General features: G+C 64.6%; 15 protein-coding genes. 2 read left to right on the top strand and 13 right to left on the bottom strand.

Annotation, left to right across the window (positions count from 1 at the left end):
• Positions 1-296 precede the first annotated feature (296 nt).
• The 5 genes from RRX38_RS03075 to RRX38_RS03055 all read right to left on the bottom strand — a co-directional run bounded on the left by RRX38_RS03075 (position 297) and on the right by RRX38_RS03055 (position 4,918).
• Entirely contained in the window at positions 297-851 is a 555-nt protein-coding gene (locus RRX38_RS03075) for a cupin domain-containing protein (RefSeq protein ID WP_315961477.1), read from the bottom strand.
• Between the two features lie 178 nt (positions 852-1,029).
• Positions 1,030-3,093 (bottom strand): maltose alpha-D-glucosyltransferase, encoded by a 2,064-nt coding sequence (gene treS / locus RRX38_RS03070; RefSeq protein ID WP_315961476.1) that lies wholly within the window; start codon positions 3,091-3,093, stop codon positions 1,030-1,032.
• Positions 3,094-3,208: 115 nt separating this feature from the next.
• Entirely contained in the window at positions 3,209-3,820 is a 612-nt protein-coding gene (locus RRX38_RS03065; RefSeq protein WP_315962624.1) for a LysR substrate-binding domain-containing protein, read from the bottom strand.
• Complete coding sequence (locus RRX38_RS03060) at positions 3,736-4,083, bottom strand: LysR family transcriptional regulator (protein WP_315961475.1); 348 nt, start codon at positions 4,081-4,083, stop codon at positions 3,736-3,738. The genes RRX38_RS03065 and RRX38_RS03060 overlap by 85 nt, the downstream gene beginning before the upstream one ends.
• A 229-nt stretch (positions 4,084-4,312) precedes the next feature.
• Positions 4,313-4,918 (bottom strand): DJ-1/PfpI family protein, encoded by a 606-nt coding sequence (locus RRX38_RS03055; RefSeq protein ID WP_315961474.1) that lies wholly within the window; start codon positions 4,916-4,918, stop codon positions 4,313-4,315.
• A 177-nt stretch (positions 4,919-5,095) separates the two neighbouring features.
• On the opposite strand from RRX38_RS03055, the gene ftrA reads away from it, so the two are divergent.
• Positions 5,096-6,049 carry a transcriptional regulator FtrA gene (ftrA, locus tag RRX38_RS03050; RefSeq protein WP_315961473.1) on the top strand — a complete coding sequence of 318 codons (954 nt, stop codon included), beginning with the start codon at positions 5,096-5,098 and terminating at the stop codon, positions 6,047-6,049.
• A 100-nt stretch (positions 6,050-6,149) separates the two neighbouring features.
• Here the strand turns inward: ftrA and RRX38_RS03045 are convergent, their stop codons facing one another.
• The 3 genes from RRX38_RS03045 to RRX38_RS03035 form a co-directional block, all read right to left on the bottom strand.
• Positions 6,150-7,772, bottom strand: coding sequence for a methyl-accepting chemotaxis protein (locus RRX38_RS03045; protein WP_315961472.1), 1,623 nt, complete (start codon positions 7,770-7,772; stop codon positions 6,150-6,152).
• 575 nt (positions 7,773-8,347) lie between these two features.
• Positions 8,348-8,689: a hypothetical protein gene (locus tag RRX38_RS03040; RefSeq protein ID WP_315961471.1), complete on the bottom strand. Its 342-nt coding sequence runs from the start codon at positions 8,687-8,689 to the stop codon at positions 8,348-8,350.
• A 356-nt stretch (positions 8,690-9,045) separates the two neighbouring features.
• Entirely contained in the window at positions 9,046-9,336 is a 291-nt protein-coding gene (locus RRX38_RS03035) for a hypothetical protein (protein ID WP_315961470.1), read from the bottom strand.
• Between the two features lie 154 nt (positions 9,337-9,490).
• Between RRX38_RS03035 and RRX38_RS03030 the strand changes: the two genes are divergently transcribed.
• Positions 9,491-10,444, top strand: a complete 954-nt coding sequence (locus tag RRX38_RS03030) for a restriction endonuclease (protein ID WP_315961469.1) — start codon at positions 9,491-9,493, stop codon at positions 10,442-10,444.
• Here the strand turns inward: RRX38_RS03030 and RRX38_RS03025 are convergent.
• The 5 genes from RRX38_RS03025 to sbnA are packed head-to-tail and all read right to left on the bottom strand — an operon-like array spanning position 10,438 to position 17,189.
• Complete coding sequence (locus tag RRX38_RS03025; protein ID WP_315961468.1) at positions 10,438-11,550, bottom strand: serine hydrolase domain-containing protein; 1,113 nt, start codon at positions 11,548-11,550, stop codon at positions 10,438-10,440. The two genes, RRX38_RS03030 and RRX38_RS03025, sit on opposite strands and share 7 nt — an antisense overlap.
• Positions 11,550-12,704: an iron-containing alcohol dehydrogenase gene (locus RRX38_RS03020; RefSeq protein ID WP_315961467.1), complete on the bottom strand. Its 1,155-nt coding sequence runs from the start codon at positions 12,702-12,704 to the stop codon at positions 11,550-11,552. Before RRX38_RS03020 ends, RRX38_RS03025 begins: the two co-directional genes overlap by 1 nt.
• 38 nt (positions 12,705-12,742) lie before the next feature.
• Complete coding sequence (locus tag RRX38_RS03015; protein ID WP_315961466.1) at positions 12,743-13,387, bottom strand: LysE family transporter; 645 nt, start codon at positions 13,385-13,387, stop codon at positions 12,743-12,745.
• A gap of 40 nt (positions 13,388-13,427) precedes the next feature.
• Entirely contained in the window at positions 13,428-15,185 is a 1,758-nt protein-coding gene (locus tag RRX38_RS03010; protein ID WP_315961465.1) for an FAD/NAD(P)-binding protein, read from the bottom strand.
• A gap of 3 nt (positions 15,186-15,188) precedes the next feature.
• On the bottom strand, positions 15,189-17,189 hold the full coding sequence (gene sbnA / locus RRX38_RS03005) for a 2,3-diaminopropionate biosynthesis protein SbnA (RefSeq protein WP_315961464.1): 2,001 nt from the start codon (positions 17,187-17,189) through the stop codon (positions 15,189-15,191).

Genomic DNA, 17,189 nt, shown 5'->3' with positions numbered 1-17,189 from the left:
ACAGTAACCAGACCATCCAATGCTGGCAAATGGAAATGGATCGGTGGTCGGCAGACGCCTGCGCCGCTCGAGACAGCCCTGTCAGTTCGGACGCTTTTCAGCCTTTGTAGCCACAATACCGGTCAGTTAGCCGGGTGGGAGCGGCTTCAGCCGCGAAGCGACCGCCCGTTCACAACCGATGCAGTGAATTTCCTGGCGCCTTCGCGAGCCAGCTCGCTCCCGCAAAGCGCTTAATCGGACAGTATTGTTTGTAGCCGCGAAGCGCGCCTGAAGGATCATTGCCTGAGGACTGGCCGTTAAAAGTTCGCCGGCGTGTTGGCGCTGATGATCTCGGCCTCGTCCTGGCCAATGTTGCGAAAACGGTGCGGCAAGGTGGTAGGAAAGTAGTAGCCATCGCCTGGGCCCAGGACATTCACCTGCCCGTCGATAGTCAGCTCGATGGTGCCGCGGGTCACCAGGCCGCACTCTTCGCCCTCGCTGTGCACGATGGGCTCGTCACCGGAGCTGGCACCGGGCGCGTACAACTCGCGCAGCACGCGCATCTGTCGCTGCGGAAGGGTTGCGCCGACCAGCAACAGGCGCAACCCGTCGCGGCCCAGGTCCGGTTGGTCGGCGGCGCGAAACACATAGCGCTCCGGCGCCTGCCCGGGCGGCTGGTCGAAAGTGAAGAACTCGGCGAGGGTCATCGGGATGCCTTCGAGAAGCTTCTTCAGCGAACTCACGGAAGGGCTGACGCGGTTCTGCTCGATCAGCGAAATGGTGGCGTTGGTTACCCCACTGCGCCTGGCCAGCTCGCGCTGGGACAATTTGTGGCTTTCGCGAACCAGCTTGAGTCGTGTGCCCGTGTCCATAACCGCCTTGCATGAAAGAAGTCGAAGAGTGGGCACCCGCCCCTTGGAAGCCGCGTATTAAAGCACGTTTACCGGGCCGGTCCATAAGCCCGACCGGCCGCGGCGGCTTTCGCCGCATTACGCCCCAAGCAGACGCAATGCGTAGCGGCGCAAGCGGCTCCACCCTCAAGGCACGCGGCTACACCAGGTGGCTGACCACCCGCAGCGCCAGCGCCTCGTAGGCATCCAGGTTGATGGTGAACTCACCCTGCTCGCTCAAGTCACCCTCGACCCGCTCGTTGATAATGTCCACCATCGGGCCGGGCACGATGTCCGCCGGCAGATGCAGGGTTTCGGTGATCGGCTGGTTGCTGAAGTTCAACGCGGTGATCTGCGTGCCCTTTTCCGCCGGCAGCTCATGGACCATCACCAACAGGCCGGGGTGCTCGACATCCGGTATGAGGACCTGGCGGCTCGCGGCGATGTCATAGGCGCGGCGCACGGCGAGGATCTTCTTCAACTGCGAGGCGAAGGAATCCGGGCGCTGCAACTGCTCGACCAGGCTGCCGTACAGCGCACGGGCCTTGGGCATGCCGCCGGTCGAGACTTCGGCCTGCGGATTGAGGTCGACCAGATCATAGGCGCCACGATGAATCCAGCGTGTGTCGCCGTCCTGCATCAGGTGCTGTACCTGCTCGGCAGCAAGCGGCAAGGCCCCCACCAGGTCCCAGCCCGACAGCGCGAATACCCCCGGCTGCATGGCGTTGAACATCACCAGCAACAGGTGGATGTGCTGGATCTGCTGGATGTCCGCCTCGGTGATCGCGTCCAGGTCGCGGATGCCCAGCGCTGCCGTGATGACACTGGCGGTGGTGCACGACACGCCATTGGTGACGAACTTGAGGTTGTAAGGCGCATGCTCGCCGGCCAGATGCTCGTACATCTCTTCGCGGATGTGCTCGCGCAGGATGTTCCCGGGAAAGGTCTGGCCTTGGTAGTGGTAGGTGTCGTGGGCGTGCAGGGTCCAGAAATGCACCAGCTCCAGGGTCAGCTCGTCGTGGTTCTGCAACGCATGGATCAGCGACGCCGGGTCGATGCCGAAGGCATGCACCTGGCGCAGCATCAGGCGCAGGAACTCGGTATTGCCGGTGACCAGCGCATGCTGGTAGGCCGGGCGGTTGATGAAGTCATAGGACAGGTCGGCCCCGCCGTGCGACATGGTGGCGATGTCATCAACGGTCAGGTTCAGCTCCTGGAAGCTGAACCCGCCAGCCTTGCGGATCGCCCCGCCAAGCAACTGGTTGCCGGTGATCGACAGCGGGTGGCTTTCCGACCAGGCGCCGCCTTCGAGCTTGCGCTCTACGCCAAGGAAACCATTGGCATCGAGGCGCAGCACCCGCGCGCCCATGACGTCGATGGCGTGCAGGGCATCGCCGATGATCATCTGCTGGGCGGCGAAGCTGGGGTCCAGCCAGTTCAGCGACGGCTGGCCTTCCTTGAAGTAATGCAGATACACCCAACGCCGGGTCTTGCCGTCCACGCCCACCACTTCGTCGGTGGCGCTCCAGTCGGTTTCCTTGACCCCTGGCTCGAAGAAGATCACCCGCTGCAACTGGCCGACGATGTAGTGCTTGTCGCGCAGCAGGTCGACCGTCTCGGGCAGCAGGTTCACCGCGTCGCGGCCTTCCGGCACCGGCGGCAGCAGCGGCCAGTCTTCTTCGCGGATCTCGACCATATGGTAAAGGCCGGGGTAATCCTCATAAGCCATCTCGGCAAGACGGAAGTCCGCGCCCTTGCCGGTGTGCGAGGGAATGACGTCGTCGATCACCACGGCGTTGTGCGCGGCGGCGATGCGGCTGAGGTTGAGCAGTTGGCTTTCTTCGCCCAGGTCCGGGTCGATACCGAAGCTGATGCGGTCGAAGTTGCCGTCCACGCTGGGCGTGCGCTCATACCCCTGCAGGCCACCAGAGAGTTTCAATGGCCCGTTGTGGATACCCTGGATGCCGATTTCCGACAGCGCCCGCCAAAGGTTTTCATCACCCAGGGCTTCGAGTACCGAGCCACCCTCGCGGGTCACGATGGACGCCGGGTAGGCGGTGAACCACACCGAGGCAATCGCCGTGGCGTCGCGTGGCCGCGCATGGGCGAAGGGCCGCTGCCAGAGCCTGCCCTGCCCGCCGTAGGTTTTTGCCCGTTGCCTGGCGGCCTGCAGCATCGACTGCTCCACCAGCCAGTCGACGTAGTGTTTGTCCGGTTTCGTCATGGGGTCCGTTCATCCATTTGCGATTGCACGACCCGGGGGCCTGCACCCCCGATGGATTCTTTCCTAAGCTGTAGAACCTCCCGTGCGGCATTCGTTGCATCGACAAGCAGGCGCGCTACACCCGTTCCAGACGCCGAGGGGGCTGGGCCGGGGCTTTTTTGAGGGCCTCGATCACCACATTGGCAGCGTTGGACAACAGCGACGTCGGCCGCGCCACCACGCTGATCCGCCGCTTCACCGGCACCGGCAGGCTGAGGTATTCCAGGCCGGGATCGCTGACCGGCAGCAAGGCACTGGGCAGTACCGCCAGGCAGTGCCCCTTGCTGACCAGGTCCAGCAGGGTGTCCAGGCAGCTGAGTTCGCCGCGATGACTCAGGCGCAACTGCGCGGCGGCCAGCTGGGCGTACAGATGATCCTGGCCGGGATGCCGCCAGGCCACGTAGCGCACACCGCGCACCAGGTCGGTCAGCGGGACGGCACGCTTGCAAATGCTGCGGGCGATCACCAGCACGTAGTGATCTGACCAACGATGGTGCTCGATGTGCTGCTCGTCGAGCACGGTGCTCGGCAGAATGAGGATATCGGCCGCTTCGCGCTGCAGGGGGTCGAGGCTGGGCTGTAGCTGATGCGTATGCAACACGCTCAGTTGAATGTCCGGGTAGTGCCGGGCGAGGTAATCCAGTGAGGGACCGAGATTGGTTTCCTGTACATGGGTGCTGTAGTGGATGGCAACGGAGCCGCTGACTCCATTTTTTTTAGCTGTTCGAGGGTCGCCAGCATCTGACCCAGGGTCTGGCTGATGACCTTGCCTTCCGGGGTGAGGGTGCAACCGGTGCGGCTGCGGATGAACAGGCGCTTTTCGAAGTAGTCTTCGACTTCCTTGATGGCGTAGCTGATGTTGGACTGGCTGCAACCGAGAATGGCTGCGGCTTCCGAGAAAGAGCCATGCTGCGCGACGGTTTGGACGATCTTGAAGAAGTGGGTTCTCATGTGTTCCTGCACTTTGCATGGCGAGGGGACGCAGGCCTGGGTTCAGGCAGGTGTAAAACGCTAGGTTCTGTACGAAAAGTGCCTGCGCTCGGCGACTTTTCGTACAGAACCTAGGCGAGAGGGCCGCTGCAAACGCACCATGCCCGGCCGCAAGACACGGCTTGCAGGCCAGGCTTTGAACGATGCAGGTCCTGACGGCGGCATGGCCACGGCCAGGGATGGCGACTCGTCAGTCGTTCTCGGTCCAGTCGAAATCCATCTGCAGCGCAGTGCGCTCGGCCAGGGCACGGTCGTGCAGACGCTCGACCAGGTGCAGGCTCATGTCGATACCGGCAGAGATACCGGCCGAGGTGATGAACGCGCCTTCATCCACCCAGCGCAAGGTGCTGAGCACGTCCACGGACGGGAACATTTCCTTGAGGTCGGCGATGTCTTCCCAGTGGGTGGTCACCTGGCGACCATTGAGTTTGCCGGTCTGTGCCAGCAGAAAAGCGCCGGTGCATACGGAAGCGACCAGGCGGTCGGGCACCGCCTGGCCGCTGATCCAGTCGATGACATCGCGCTTTTCCAGCTCGGCGGTGACCACGCCGCCCGGCACCACCAGGCAGTCGAGGTGCGGGTGGTCATCGATGGCGTAGTCCGGGTCGACCTTCAGCCCGGCCCTGGCGCGCACCGGCGCGGTGCTGCGACCGATGGTGAAGACGTTGAACAGCGGACGCTCGTCGCGGCTGTTGCGGGCATGCATGCGGGTCGCGGTGGTGAACACTTCATAGGGCCCCGCGAAGTCCAGTACTTCGACGTCGTCGAATACGTAGATGCCGATATTGAGTGTCATGTTGTATGGGCTCCCCTGAAAAAATGACTCCATCCAGGGCCTGTCGCGTGGCGCTGCGTGGCGCACCGGACGGGCGCCACGGCCTGGGGGACAGGCCCTGAGTGACAGGAGGCAGATTACTGAGTAGCATCAGGGGCAACTACTGTCGGTAATGCCAATATCCGGTCACATCCCGCCATGAAGAATCATCTGGTCGTCGCCCTCATCTATAACCAGCTGTGCACCTTCGAATTCGGCTGCACCGTCGAGGTATTCGCCCTCAAGCGCCCGGAACTGGGCGTACCCTGGTATGAGTTCGCCACCTACGCGGTGGACGATGGGCCGATCACCGCTGCGGGTGGCATCACCATCACCCCCACCGCTGGCGACGTGCTGCTGGAGAACGCCGACACCATCATCGTGCCCGGCTGGCGCGGCGTAGAGGCCGAAGTGCCAGCCCGCCTCATCGAACAGTTGCAAGCCGCGCATGCACGCGGCGCGCGGATCTGCTCGATCTGCACCGGTGCCTTCGTGCTGGCCGCCGCCGGCCTGCTCAACGGCCACAAGGTCACCACCCACTGGCGCTTCACCGACCTGCTGGCCAGCATGTACCCGGAGCTGACCATCCAGCCCAATGAGCTGTACGTGGATGAGGAGCACATCGTCACGGCCGCCGGCTCTGCCGCCGGGCTGGACATGATGCTGCATCTGGTGCGCAAGGACCACGGCGCCAAGGTGGCCAACATGGTCGCCCAGCGCATGGTCATCCCGCCGCATCGCGAAGGCGGCCAGTCACAATACGCCACGCGCCAGCTGGTGAGCACCAGCGACGCGCCAATCTCCAACCTCATGGACTGGATCCGCAGCGACCTGCAGCGCCCGATCACCATCAAGGACATGGCCGACAAGGCCGCCGTCAGCACCCGCACCCTGCACCGCAGCTTCATGGAGTGCACCGGGCTGACGCCCTACGACTGGCTGCTGGGCGAACGCGTCGCCTACGCCAAGGAACTGCTGGAATCGCCCAAGGTGCGGCTGATCGAAGTGGTGGAAAAGAGCGGCTTCGGTTCCGAGGAGTCGTTCCGGCGGCATTTTCGCAATCTGGTCGGGGTCAGCCCCACCAGCTACCGCAAGCAGTTCGCCCGGGCCTGACCAGACGCGGCTTACCCAGCGGCAGGATGCAGGAACGGCTTCGGCTGCGAAGGCTGCGCTGGGCTCTTCGCGGCTGAAGCCCCTACCGGGCCTTTCCGGTTCAGACCTGGAACTTGGCCACTTCGCGCTGCAGGCCGGCGGCCAGGGTGTTGAGGTTGCCGCTGGTTTTCAGCAGTTCTTGCACCGATTGGTTGTTCTGCTCGGCCATCTGCGCCGAACGTTCCACGCTGCGCGCTACGTCCTGGCTGGCAGCGGTCTGCTCACGCAGGGCGAAGGAGATCTGGTCGACGACATGCAGCACTTTGCTGGAGCTGTCGCGAATACCGATGATCGCCTGCCCCGCCGTACCGGCCATGGCCACGCCCTGGTTCACCTCATCCACACCACTGCGCATCGTTTCGACGGTGTCACGCACCCCGGCCTGGATCTTTTCGATCATGCCGGAGATTTCCTTGGTCGACTTGCCGGTGTTCTGTGCCAGCAGGCGCACTTCATCGGCCACCACGGCAAAACCACGGCCCTGTTCGCCGGCACGTGCAGCCTCGATGGCGGCGTTGAGCGCCAGCAGGTTGGTCTGGTCGGCAATGCCCTGAATCACACCAATGATCGAGGAGATGTGCTCCGAATGCTGACCCAGGTCGGCGACCTGCGCCGAGGAGTGCTGCACGGTCTTGGCGATGCCGCTCATGCTCGACAGCGTGCTCTCGATGACCTGTGCGCCTTCCTTGGATTGCTCGCCCGACTGGCTGGCGATCTGGTGGGCCTCGTCGGCGTTCTCCGACACGTGGTGGATGCTGACGGTCAGCTCTTCGATGGTCGCAGCCATCGCCGAGGCTGAAGTCGACTGCTCATGAATGGCCCCGGACAGCTGCGTGGAAGCACCGGAGATCTGCTGCACGGCAACCACCAGCTCGCGCGCGGCCTGGTTGATCTGTTGAATGGTCTCACGCAGGCGCTTCTGCATGCGGTCGAAGGCTTTCGGCAGCTCGTCATGGCTGCTGGTGTCGATCACGGTATCCAGCTTGCCGTTGGCAATCGCGGTAGCGGCATCAATGGCCAACTGCAGGCGTGCCGTGGTACTGCGCGCCAGGGTCGCAGCCATGACCAGCGACAAGACGACGGCAGCCAGGCCACCCCAGATCAGGATCATCAACGCCAAGTCCTTCGCGTCCTTCATGTGCTGGCTGCGTTTGACGAGCAACTGGTTCTCGGCGCCTTTGATCTCAGCCAGGGTCGCCCGCATGCTGTCCATCTTGGCCTTGTCGGCACCGGCGGTAATGCGTTTGTCCAGTTCGTCATCCGGCTGATTGCGGGCGGTCAGGTCCTTGCGCAGCGCGATGATCGGATTGACATCCTCGTTCATCCAGCGCTTCTGTGTTTCATCCAGCTGTGACAAGCGTCGTTGTTGCTCCGGGTTGTCGGCGGTCAACTTTCTGAGTGACTGAAGTTTTTCAGCGAAAACTTTTTCCCCAGCAATAAGCGGTTCCAGAAAAGTGTCCTTGGACGCAATAACGAAGCCACGCATACCGGTTTCGATATTGATCAACTGCTCTAGCGCCGATTGAGTGTCACCCAGTACCTGATAAGTATGCAGGTTGCTGTCCGTGGCCTCTTGAACTTGTTCAAACCCTCTATAGGCACCTGCTACCAGAATGGCAATGATGACGCAGACGGTGGCGAAACTGAGGTAAAGCTTTTGCGAAATGCTAAGTTTATTAAACATGAGGGGTGCTCCAGACTCAGCCATGCGTCCGTGTGTGGCTTCGCGTATTCGTATAGTTATGGCAGGGGCAAGCAGATTTTCATGCAGGTTTACACCTGCTTATCGTCTATCGCGCGCTGGGCTTTAGCGTGCGGCGGAGGTTTTTTTCGCTGTCCCCCATAAGGCTGGCAGCCTCAGGCAAGGTCGGACATTTTCGGACCCAGCAAGCCGTTCCAAAAACAGCTCGCGGCTCGCGTTATTTTAAAAATGGCCATACTAACGTTCGGATGGAAAATAAACGAGTGACCGTCGACAACACGTACGTCATTTCTGAATTAAATCAACGTCTCGCCTGACAAGTGATCCACTGCGCAACGGCCTAGTCTGTCATGAGACCCATTAGCAATTAACTGCCACCGCTACTTAGAAACCCGATCAGGTCATTCACAAGCCTGAACAAAAATGGCAGTGGTCAAGTGGCAACGCAAGGCGGGTAAGTGATCCGACACGCGAGTCACGCCCCTTTTGGCGAGAACCCGACCCAGCGTATCGGGAGCAGTCGATTACGCTTTACACCGGAGCATGAGGGCGATTGCTCAATCTTCCGCCAGCAGATAATTGCCCACCATCATCCGTGCCGGGCGTGCCGCCGCGTAGCCCAGCAGGGTCGCGACCATGGCGTTGCCGCGTGACTCGTCACCGAGCACGCACAGCGCCACAAGGGCCATGAGAAAGCCGATACCGACGAAACGCAGCAGCACCTGGCGTTCGACGTTCTGCACGGTCTGGCCCAGCAGGCGATAGGCCGGCACATAGGCCAGGCAAAGGAAGATACCGATGAGGAAGGCGTTTATCAGGTATTGGATGTTGAAGACACTGATGATCGCCACGATCATCACCCATGCGTACAGACTCTCGACAACGTTGTGCCTGGACATACACGCCTCCTGATCCCTGGATGGGTTATTGAGCGACACCTTTTTGAGGGAGCGCCCGGCCAGGGGTTCCATGCATCAGGTTAGGTGGTGCTCGGCATTCGAGCCAGTGGCTTAGGTTTTGTACGAAAAGTGCCTACGCTCGGCCATGCTGCGTTAAAAACAGGCTGGATCGCCAGCCCGGTGGATCGCCACCCGGTCGGAATGCTCATTTACTCCAGTAAAGTCGCCCGCGACTCCGACCGTTCCTCGCCTGTTTTGACTCGCTGGCGCTCGCCCTTCGGGTCAGCCTACGGCTGTTACTCGCTTCGCTCGTTGCGCCTTGCCTGACATTCGCTCGCCGACTTTTCGTACAAAACCTAGAGTTTCATGCGCTTGCGATAGTCCTGCACCATGCTCTTGCTCACGTCTTCCTCGTAGCACAACGGCGTATAGCCGCCAGCGCGGTTGTAGGCGCTGCGCTTGCCGCAGCGGCTGCCGTTACGCGCCGTGTTGTACGGACACGGGCAGGCGCCGGAATAACCGGCAATCGACGCGTCGATCAGGCGCTGGACGATTTCGGCATCGGAAACCTGGGCTTCCTTGGCTTGCAGCGGCAGCCAGTAAACGGACGCGAGTAACGCAAGGGTGCAAGTGACTGCCTTTATCATGGGTGCTTTCCTTGGCGGGCTGGATGAAATTTCCGACACACTTTTACCATGATATTATATGGCTATCACCCACCCCTTTCAGCCAGTCGTCGCCTGACTGATCGCGCTATCGACGGCGCGGTCAGCGCCCTACACGGATGTGTCCAGCCCCGCCATGTCACCTAAGAAAATCTCGCCATTTACTGCTCTGCTGCAGCTCGCCAGCGTCCTGCCCTGGTGGGCCAACGTTGCCTTGGCTATCACCTCTGCGGCGCTGTTGCACGCCCTGGCCGCCACCCCAGTGGGGGTAGACCCGCGACACATCGACAAGGCGTTGATCAGTTCAGCATTCAAGGGCATGGCCACCTTCGGGCAGTTCTTTCTGCCCTTGGTGTTCGCCAGTGCTGCGGTGGCGTCGTTCGTGGGCCGACGCAAGCGCCGCCAGTTGCTGGAGTCCCTCGCCAAGCCGGGCGGCAATAAACTGGTCAACCTCACGTGGCGGGAGTTTGAGTTGGCCGTAGGGGAAGCGCTGCGGCGCCAGGGCTTCGTGGTCCAGGAGAACCGAGGCGCAGGTCCGGATGGCGGGGTGGACCTGCGCTTGCAGCGTGATGGCGAAACCTACTTGGTGCAGTGCAAGCACTGGCGCGCACAGCAAGTAGGCGTCGCCGTCGTACGTGAGCTGTACGGCGTAATGGCCGCCGAAGGCGCAGTAGGCGGTTACGTGGTCACCAGCGGGCGTTTCACCCGTGCTGCCGAAGACTTCGGGCACGGCCGTAACCTGCAATTGGTCGATGGTGCGGTACTGCAGCGCTGGATCGACGAACGTGTCGAGCCGTCCGGCAGTCCGGTAACGGCGCCTGAGGCGCCGATGCCGCCAGCACAGCCAGCAATGCCAGCGCCTCCCGCACCCGCACCCGCACCCGCACCCGTATCGACGATGGCGCCCGGCTGCCCGCACTGCAAGAAACCCATGCTCATGAAAACGGCCCGCACCGGCCCCAACGCGGGCGGGCAGTTCTGGGGTTGCAGCGACTACCCCCAGTGCCGGGGGATTCGCGCCTACCGCGCACCGCTCACCCCCACGCCGCCCGTTGTGGCAAAGCACCGAGCCAATCAGCCCCATCAATAAAGCGCCGCCACGAGGCCATCCGCCAAGGCCCCCCAGGCCCCCGCCACCGCCGTATTGGTCAGCACCACCAGGCTGCGTTGCGCCTGAGGGTCGACCCAGTAGTGGCAGCCGTACAGGCCGCACCAGCCCCAGGTGCCTGGGCCTTGCGGCTGACCGGCGCGGCGCGGGTCGGTGAGAATCGCCGGGCCGAGGCCGAAGCCCCAGCCGGGACCGCGGCTGGCCATGGGCAGATCGCCCAGCGCATTTCCCAGCAGCAATGCCGTGCTGGCCGGGCTCAGCAGCGGAGCGCCGCCCTGGCGCAGGCACTCCAGCAAGCGCAGGTAATCATCCGCCGTGCCCACCAGTCCGGCGCCGGCCGAAGCGTAGGCGTCGGCCTGCCAGATGCGCCGGGCGCTCAGCCTTGCCACGCCGCCGTCCAGCTGCAGGGTGTCATCCTCGCCGATAAGCACCGGCAGCCCTGAAGTGTCCTTGTAGGCCCGCGCCAGGTGCTGGTCACCAGCAAAGCCGGTGGCCTGCATCTGCAAGGGGCCTGTGACATGCAGTTGGATAGCAGCGGCCAAAGGCAGCCCGCTGGCGGCCTCGATCATCGCACCGAGCACGTCGGTGGCCAGTGAATAGCGCCAGGCGCTACCCGGCGCGAACAGCAGCGGCAGCTCGGCCAGCCGCCGCAGATTCTGCTCCAGGCTCAGCGTCGCGCTGTCCAGGCCATCGGACACCCCGGCCCGCCAGTAGGCATGCCCGGGTGGGAGTTCGAAGCCGTAGCCAAGGCCGGCGGTGTGACACAGCAGCTGGCGCAGGCTGATGCGTGCCGGGCTGCCGTCGGCCAGGCGCGGGGTGAAGTAGTCCAGCCAGTCACTGACCGCGCCGTCCAGGTCCAACTGGCCCAGCTCGGCCAGGCGCAATACCGTCACCGAACTCAGCAGCTTGCTCAGCGAGGCCAGGCGCAGCGGCGTGTCGCGCTGCATGCACCGGCCCGCCTCACGGTCGGCCCAGCCGCGGGCCGAGGCATAGCGAATCTTGCCCGCCTCGGCCAGCAGCAGCACACCGCCGACGATGCGCCCGCTGTCCACCGCGCGGTGCCACAGCGCTTGCAGTGCGTGGGTCATCACATTCCCCGCAGGGCATGGCAGAAGATCCGTGTGTAGGCCTCAGCGTCATGCCGTATCGGGTTGGTGTGCGAACAGCCATCGGCGTAGGCCATGCGCCCGACCAGCTCGGCATCGCGCTCGTCGATACCCAGCGCCGCCAGGCTGTGTGGAATGCCACTGCCCTCGCGCAGCGCCAGCAGCCAGTCCATCACCCCGCTGAAACCCGACTTGGGCAGGCGCAGGTAATGCGCCAGGTCGTCCATCTGCCGCTGCAACGCCGGCTGGTTGGCCAGCAGCACGTAGGGCAGCAGGATCGCATTGAGCAAGCCATGGTGATGGTCGTACAGCGCGCCCAGCGACTGGGCGATAGCGTGTACGCCCCCCAGGCCGCGCTGGAACGCCGCCGCGCCGAGGCTGGAAGCCACCAGCATCTGCTCGCGGGCTTCGAGGTCCTGGCCGTCGCGCACCACCCTGGGCAGGTGTTCCTGGATCATCTGCAGGCCCTTGACCGACACCGCCTCGGCCATCGGGTGCCAGGCCGGCGAACACCAGGCTTCCATACAGTGCGTCAGAGCATCCATGCCGGTGGCGGCGGTCAACTGGGCTGGCAAGCCAAGGGTCAGCCGTGCATCGAGAATCGCTACCCTGGGCATCATGCGAATGTGCAGCAGGGTGCGTTTGACGCGGGCCTGTTCGTCGGTGATCACCGCCGCGCGTCCGACCTCCGAGCCAGTGCCGGCGGTGGTCGGCACGGCCACCAGCGGCGCAATGCCGTCGGGGTCGGCACGCAGGTGGTTGTCACCGATGTCTTCAAAGTCCCACAACGGACGGTTTTGGCCGGTCATCAGCGCCACGGCCTTGGCTGCATCCAGCGCCGAGCCACCGCCGAAAGCGATGACGCCATCATGGCCACCCTCGCGGTAGGCCTGCAGACCTGCGGCGACGTTGCCGCCGGTGGGGTTGCCCTTGACCTGGTCGAACAGGCCGCACTGGCCCAGTTCACGACGGCAATCGTCCAGGGCCTGCTGGATCATCGGCAGGCCGCCCAGGTCGCGGTCGGTAATCAACAGGGGTCGACGGATGCCGCTGGCCCGGCAGGCGTCGGGCAGTTCGCGCACGCGGCCGGCGCCGACACGGATGGAGGTGGGGTAATGCCAGTTGCTGGTGTGCATGGTCTGGGTCCTTTCAGTAGGCAAATGAGGGGGTGAAGTCAGGCCAACAGCAGGCCGAGCAGCAGGCGCACGCCAAAACCGACCATGAACAGCCCGGTGATGATGTCGATGGCCTTCTTCATGCGCCGGTAACGCGCCTGCACCGCCGGAATCGAGAACAGCGTGGCCAGCAGCACGAACCAGGAAATCGCCAGCACCGCGATGATCGATACGCCCGCGCCACGCACCCACAGCGGCAGGCCCGGTGCAGCCACGGTGGTGAACACGCTGGTGTAGAAGGCCAGTGCCTTGGGGTTGGTCATGTTGGTCAGCAGGCCAAAGCGGTAGGCGCGGCTCAACGAGCCGATGCCCAGGGCGCCGATGTCACGCGGGGCGGGCTGGCTGCCGGCGCTGCGCAGGCTCTTGCTGCCCAGCCAGGTCAGGTAGGCCCCGCCGAGCAATTGCAGGCCCGGCTGCAGCCAGGGCAGTTGCTGGAACACCAGGCCCAGACCGGTGGCGGCCAGCAACGCCCAGATGATGCTGCCGGACGCCACGCCCAGACCGGCGCAGATACCCTGCTGGCGTGACTGGCTGTACGACAGCTGGGTGATGACCAGAAAGTTCGGTCCGGGACTGATGATCAGCACGATGAAGGCACCGGCCAGGGCGGTGAGCAAGGTCAGTTCGTAGGGAATCGCGTACATGTCATTTCCTTGGGGTCGAGTTCGAATGTGAAGTGAGAGGTCAGCCCGCCAGCGCGCAGGGCATGGCCAGGCTGGCCAGGCAGTCCTGCACCGCCTGGCGGGCCTGCAACGGTGCCAGGCAACGGGGGTCGGGGGTCGGCACGTAGTGGTTGTAAAAGGTGCTGCCCTCCACCGCCGGGCCGAGCAGCCACAGGCGGGGATGTGGCGTGCCGTCGGGGTGCAGCGCCCGGTGCGCCGGGTCGACCGCCACGCCGTCGGCCGGGTACGGATGCGCGGCGCGAATCAGCCCCTGTTGCAACAGGTCGCCAAGCAAGCTGCCGGAGGCCTGGCTCAGGCCGCTGTGGGCGTTGCGGGCGTGGATCAGGCTGTCGACTTCCAGCGCCGGCTGGCTGCCATCCAGCGGGCGCAACCACACCCGCTGGCCCTCCTGCACCGCCATACACGGCGGCAACACCTGGACCACGCCGGCATCGAGCAACGCCAGCAGGTCTTCGTAGCGCTCTTTCTGCGGACCGCCCACCAGGCGGTTGGAGAGCCCGGCGAAGCGCTGATAGAACGCCTGCGTCGAAGCCGGGTGCAAACCGTCGTGGTCAACCACCCGGCGCAGCAGGTCACGACAGTCGCGCCACACTTCCAGGGCCTGGGTCAGCGGGCTGCCCGCCACGCCCAGGCGGCTGCGCCGCAGGTCGTGCTCGATCCACTGACGGAACCAGGCAGCGTAATCAGCGCCCTGCCCTGACCAGCCTTCGCCAGCCAGCCAGCGCGCCGGTTCGAATGCGCCCCAGCGCTGCGCCAGCTCGGCGAACAGCACTTGCGGCGCGCGGGTGTCGCGCAACGCCTGTTGCAGTCCGGCAAGCTGGTCGGGGGCCTGGCGTTGCACGCTGGCCTGGTAGAACACCGCGCGCATTTCCTGCTCGATCAGCGGCAGCACCTCGACGGCGAAATCCAGCTGGCCGTCTGGCGCCTGCCGCCGCAACGCGTCGATGGCTTCGACGGTGAAGAACAACCGGGGCCATGGCAGGTGCGCTGCTGCGGCACCTTGCGGGCGAGCGTGGAACGGCAGGCCGCTGCGCGAAAACAGCCAGATGCGCGGCTCCCGGCCACTGGGCTGGTAACGCCAGCCGGCCAGGCTGTGGTCGGCGCAGAAGCGCCCGCCGCGCCCTTCGGTCAGCGCTGCCAAGGTATCCATGGCGGTCAGGCCCAGGCCCTCGATAGCCACCCGTTCACCGGGCTCGGTCAAAGGCAGCGACGGGGCATGCCCAGTAGTGATGAACAGCCCATCGAAATGGCCGTGCTCGCCCTGTTCGCTGTCCAGCACCCAGCCCGGCCCGGCCAACGCCGGGCGTACCCGGCAAACCCGTTGTCGATGCTCCAGCACCTTGAGTGACGCCGGGCAATGGGCCAATAGCCATTGGTAGGCGTCGCGCAGGTAGCGGCCCAGCAACCGCCGCGGCACGAAATCGCCGAAGCCGATGGGGCGCCCCGTGCCTTGCGGCGCCAGGTGGCCCCGCGTATCCAGGCGCAGATCCTGGGCCTGGCACCACTGCAGGAAGGTCGGCCCCGGCGGCTGGCTGGCCGGGTGCGCGGTGCAGAACGCCGACAACTGCCCAGCCATGGTATTGAGCATCAGGTGGTCCGGCTGCTCGGCATGATGCAGGCCGCTGCCGGGCGTCTGCGGGTCGAACAGCTCCAGCTGCAACGCCAGCTGCGGGTGCTCACGGCTCAGGGCGATGAACTGTTCCAGCACGCTCAAGCCACGCGAGCCCAGGCCGATGATGGCGATTCGGATCGTGTTCATGGCTTACCACCGCGCCGATTCGTAGAAGAAATCCGCCACGGGTTGCGCCCGCCCCTCGGCCAGCGCCTGGCGATACAGGCGCTGGCCCACAGCGAGATCAAGCACGCCGAGGCCGAATGGCGAGAAGATCGTCGGCTTGGCCGGGTCGAGGCTGATTTCGCCGAGCATCAGTTGCGCCAGGGTGCCGGTGATGAACGCGCGGCTCTGGTAATGCTGCACCGCCAGCTCTGCCGAGGTGCCGGCTTTCAGGCAGTGCTCGACATCATCGAACAGGTTGTTGGCCTGGGCGATCAGCGCCGGCCCCAGGTCACGCAGCGACAGGTTGAGCACCACCTGCCCGGCGCGCAGCACGGGCTCATGCACATAAGGGCTTGGCGCGGTGGTGGCGAACACCAGCAGGTCGGCCTGCAGGCTGGTGTCCAGGCTCCCCAACTCGGCCTCCAGGCCATGGCGGTCATGCAGGTGGCTGATCAGTGCCTGCGCCGATTCGGCGTGCCGGTCATGCACGCTGATCGACGCGAAGCGCCAGCCGTCGGCGACCAGCAGGTCGACCAGGGTGCGGGCGATGAAGCCGGCACCGACCAGCGCCAGATGCCCGACCGAGCGCTGCCCGCCCAGGCTCCACAAGGCGCCCAGCACGGCCGAGGCCGCCGTGCGCATGGCACTGATCCGCGAGGCCTCCAGGCAGGCATAGGCATAGCCGTTGTCCGGTCGATTGAGCAGCAGCACCGCCGAGGCACGCTGCAGACCGGCCTCGACATTGCCCGGAAAGCTGGAAATCCACTTGATGCCGGTCACCGGCTGGCGGCCCTCCAGACTCGCCGGCAAAGCGATGATGCGGTTGGCCGGTTGCTGGGGAAAGCGCAAGAAGTAGCTATCCGGATTGACGCTGCGCCCGGCCTCATGGTCCAGGTAGGCCTGGCGCACGTCCTCGATGCAGGCCAGCGGGTCCGCATCAAGCAACTGCGCCACGCTGCGCCCGTCGACCACGTGAAAGCCCGCCTGCGGCGTGTCGAAACAGGTGGTATGGTCCGGCTCGATGCTGAAGTCGGCCAGGGTCATGCCCAGCACTTCAGGGCCGAAGCGCTCTGTCACCCACTGATCGTCATACAGGGTGTCGAGGTAGCGCTCGCCCCAGTCCGGCGACAGCGCCACGACCACCGCGCCGGGCTCGATGCGCTCGCGCCAGGCATGCACCGCCGCGATCACCGTGGCCGTGGAGCCGCCCACCAGCATGCCGCGGGTGCGTGCCAGCAGGCGTGCCATGGCTACGCTGCGTGCTTCGGGAACCATTTCCAGGGCGTGGATGCCCTCGGGGTCGAAGATCGGTGGCCGCTGGCTGGTGCCCAGCCCCGGAATGAAACGCCGCCCAGCCGGGGTGCCGAAGGTCACCGAACCGACGCTGTCCACCGCGACGATACGTGTGCGCGGGTGATGCTCGCGGAAATACTGCACGCAACCCATCAGCGTGCCGGTGGTGCCGGCCCCGACGAACAGGTAATCGACATGGCCGAACTGGCGCGCGATGGAGTGCGCCGTGGTGCGCGCATGGGCACGCGGGTTGGCGGGGTTTTCGTACTGGTTGAGCCACAGGTAGCGCGGATCGCTGGCCAGCCGCTCGCGGATCAGCGCGATACGCGTGCCAAGGAACCCGCCATTGGCGTCGAGGCGGTCGACTTCGATCACCTCGGCGCCATAGGCGCGCATCAGACCCAGGCTGTGCCGCGAACTGTTGGGATCGACCACGCAGGTGAAACGCAGGCCGCGGGCCGCACAGAGCATGGCCAGGGCCACGCCGAGGTTGCCCGACGAAGACTCGATGAGAATCGAGTCGGGGCGGATCAGGCCACGCGCCTGCAGGTCGTCGATCAGCCCGGCGGCGGTCTTGAGCTTGATCGAGCCGGCCGGGTTGAGCGATTCCAGCTTCAGGTGAAAGTCCGGGCCGAGGCCGCGCAAATCGAGAAAGGTCTGGTCGTGAAGAATGTCGCCGATGTCCTGGTGCAT

It is taken from the genome of Pseudomonas sp. DTU_2021_1001937_2_SI_NGA_ILE_001 (assembly GCF_032463525.1).
Lineage (GTDB): Bacteria > Pseudomonadota > Gammaproteobacteria > Pseudomonadales > Pseudomonadaceae > Aquipseudomonas.
The sequence above is the reverse complement of the archived record's forward strand: the minus strand, read 5'-3'. Positions and strand labels throughout refer to the sequence as shown.

Excerpts from the sequence above, each read along its gene's own strand:
- RRX38_RS03075 (WP_315961477.1), bottom strand. The coding sequence starts at position 851 with ATGGACACGGGCACACGACTCAAGCTGGTTCGCGAAAGCCACAAATTG.
- treS (WP_315961476.1), bottom strand. The coding sequence starts at position 3,093 with ATGACGAAACCGGACAAACACTACGTCGACTGGCTGGTGGAGCAGTCG.
- RRX38_RS03060 (WP_315961475.1), bottom strand. The coding sequence starts at position 4,083 with ATGAGAACCCACTTCTTCAAGATCGTCCAAACCGTCGCGCAGCATGGC.
- RRX38_RS03055 (WP_315961474.1), bottom strand. The coding sequence starts at position 4,918 with ATGACACTCAATATCGGCATCTACGTATTCGACGACGTCGAAGTACTG.
- ftrA (WP_315961473.1), top strand. The coding sequence starts at position 5,096 with ATGAAGAATCATCTGGTCGTCGCCCTCATCTATAACCAGCTGTGCACC.
- RRX38_RS03045 (WP_315961472.1), bottom strand. The coding sequence starts at position 7,772 with ATGTTTAATAAACTTAGCATTTCGCAAAAGCTTTACCTCAGTTTCGCC.
- RRX38_RS03040 (WP_315961471.1), bottom strand. The coding sequence starts at position 8,689 with ATGTCCAGGCACAACGTTGTCGAGAGTCTGTACGCATGGGTGATGATC.
- RRX38_RS03035 (WP_315961470.1), bottom strand. The coding sequence starts at position 9,336 with ATGATAAAGGCAGTCACTTGCACCCTTGCGTTACTCGCGTCCGTTTAC.
- RRX38_RS03030 (WP_315961469.1), top strand. The coding sequence starts at position 9,491 with ATGTCACCTAAGAAAATCTCGCCATTTACTGCTCTGCTGCAGCTCGCC.
- RRX38_RS03025 (WP_315961468.1), bottom strand. The coding sequence starts at position 11,550 with ATGACCCACGCACTGCAAGCGCTGTGGCACCGCGCGGTGGACAGCGGG.
- RRX38_RS03020 (WP_315961467.1), bottom strand. The coding sequence starts at position 12,704 with ATGCACACCAGCAACTGGCATTACCCCACCTCCATCCGTGTCGGCGCC.
- RRX38_RS03015 (WP_315961466.1), bottom strand. The coding sequence starts at position 13,387 with ATGTACGCGATTCCCTACGAACTGACCTTGCTCACCGCCCTGGCCGGT.
- RRX38_RS03010 (WP_315961465.1), bottom strand. The coding sequence starts at position 15,185 with ATGAACACGATCCGAATCGCCATCATCGGCCTGGGCTCGCGTGGCTTG.
- sbnA (WP_315961464.1), bottom strand. The coding sequence starts at position 17,189 with ATGCACCAGGACATCGGCGACATTCTTCACGACCAGACCTTTCTCGAT.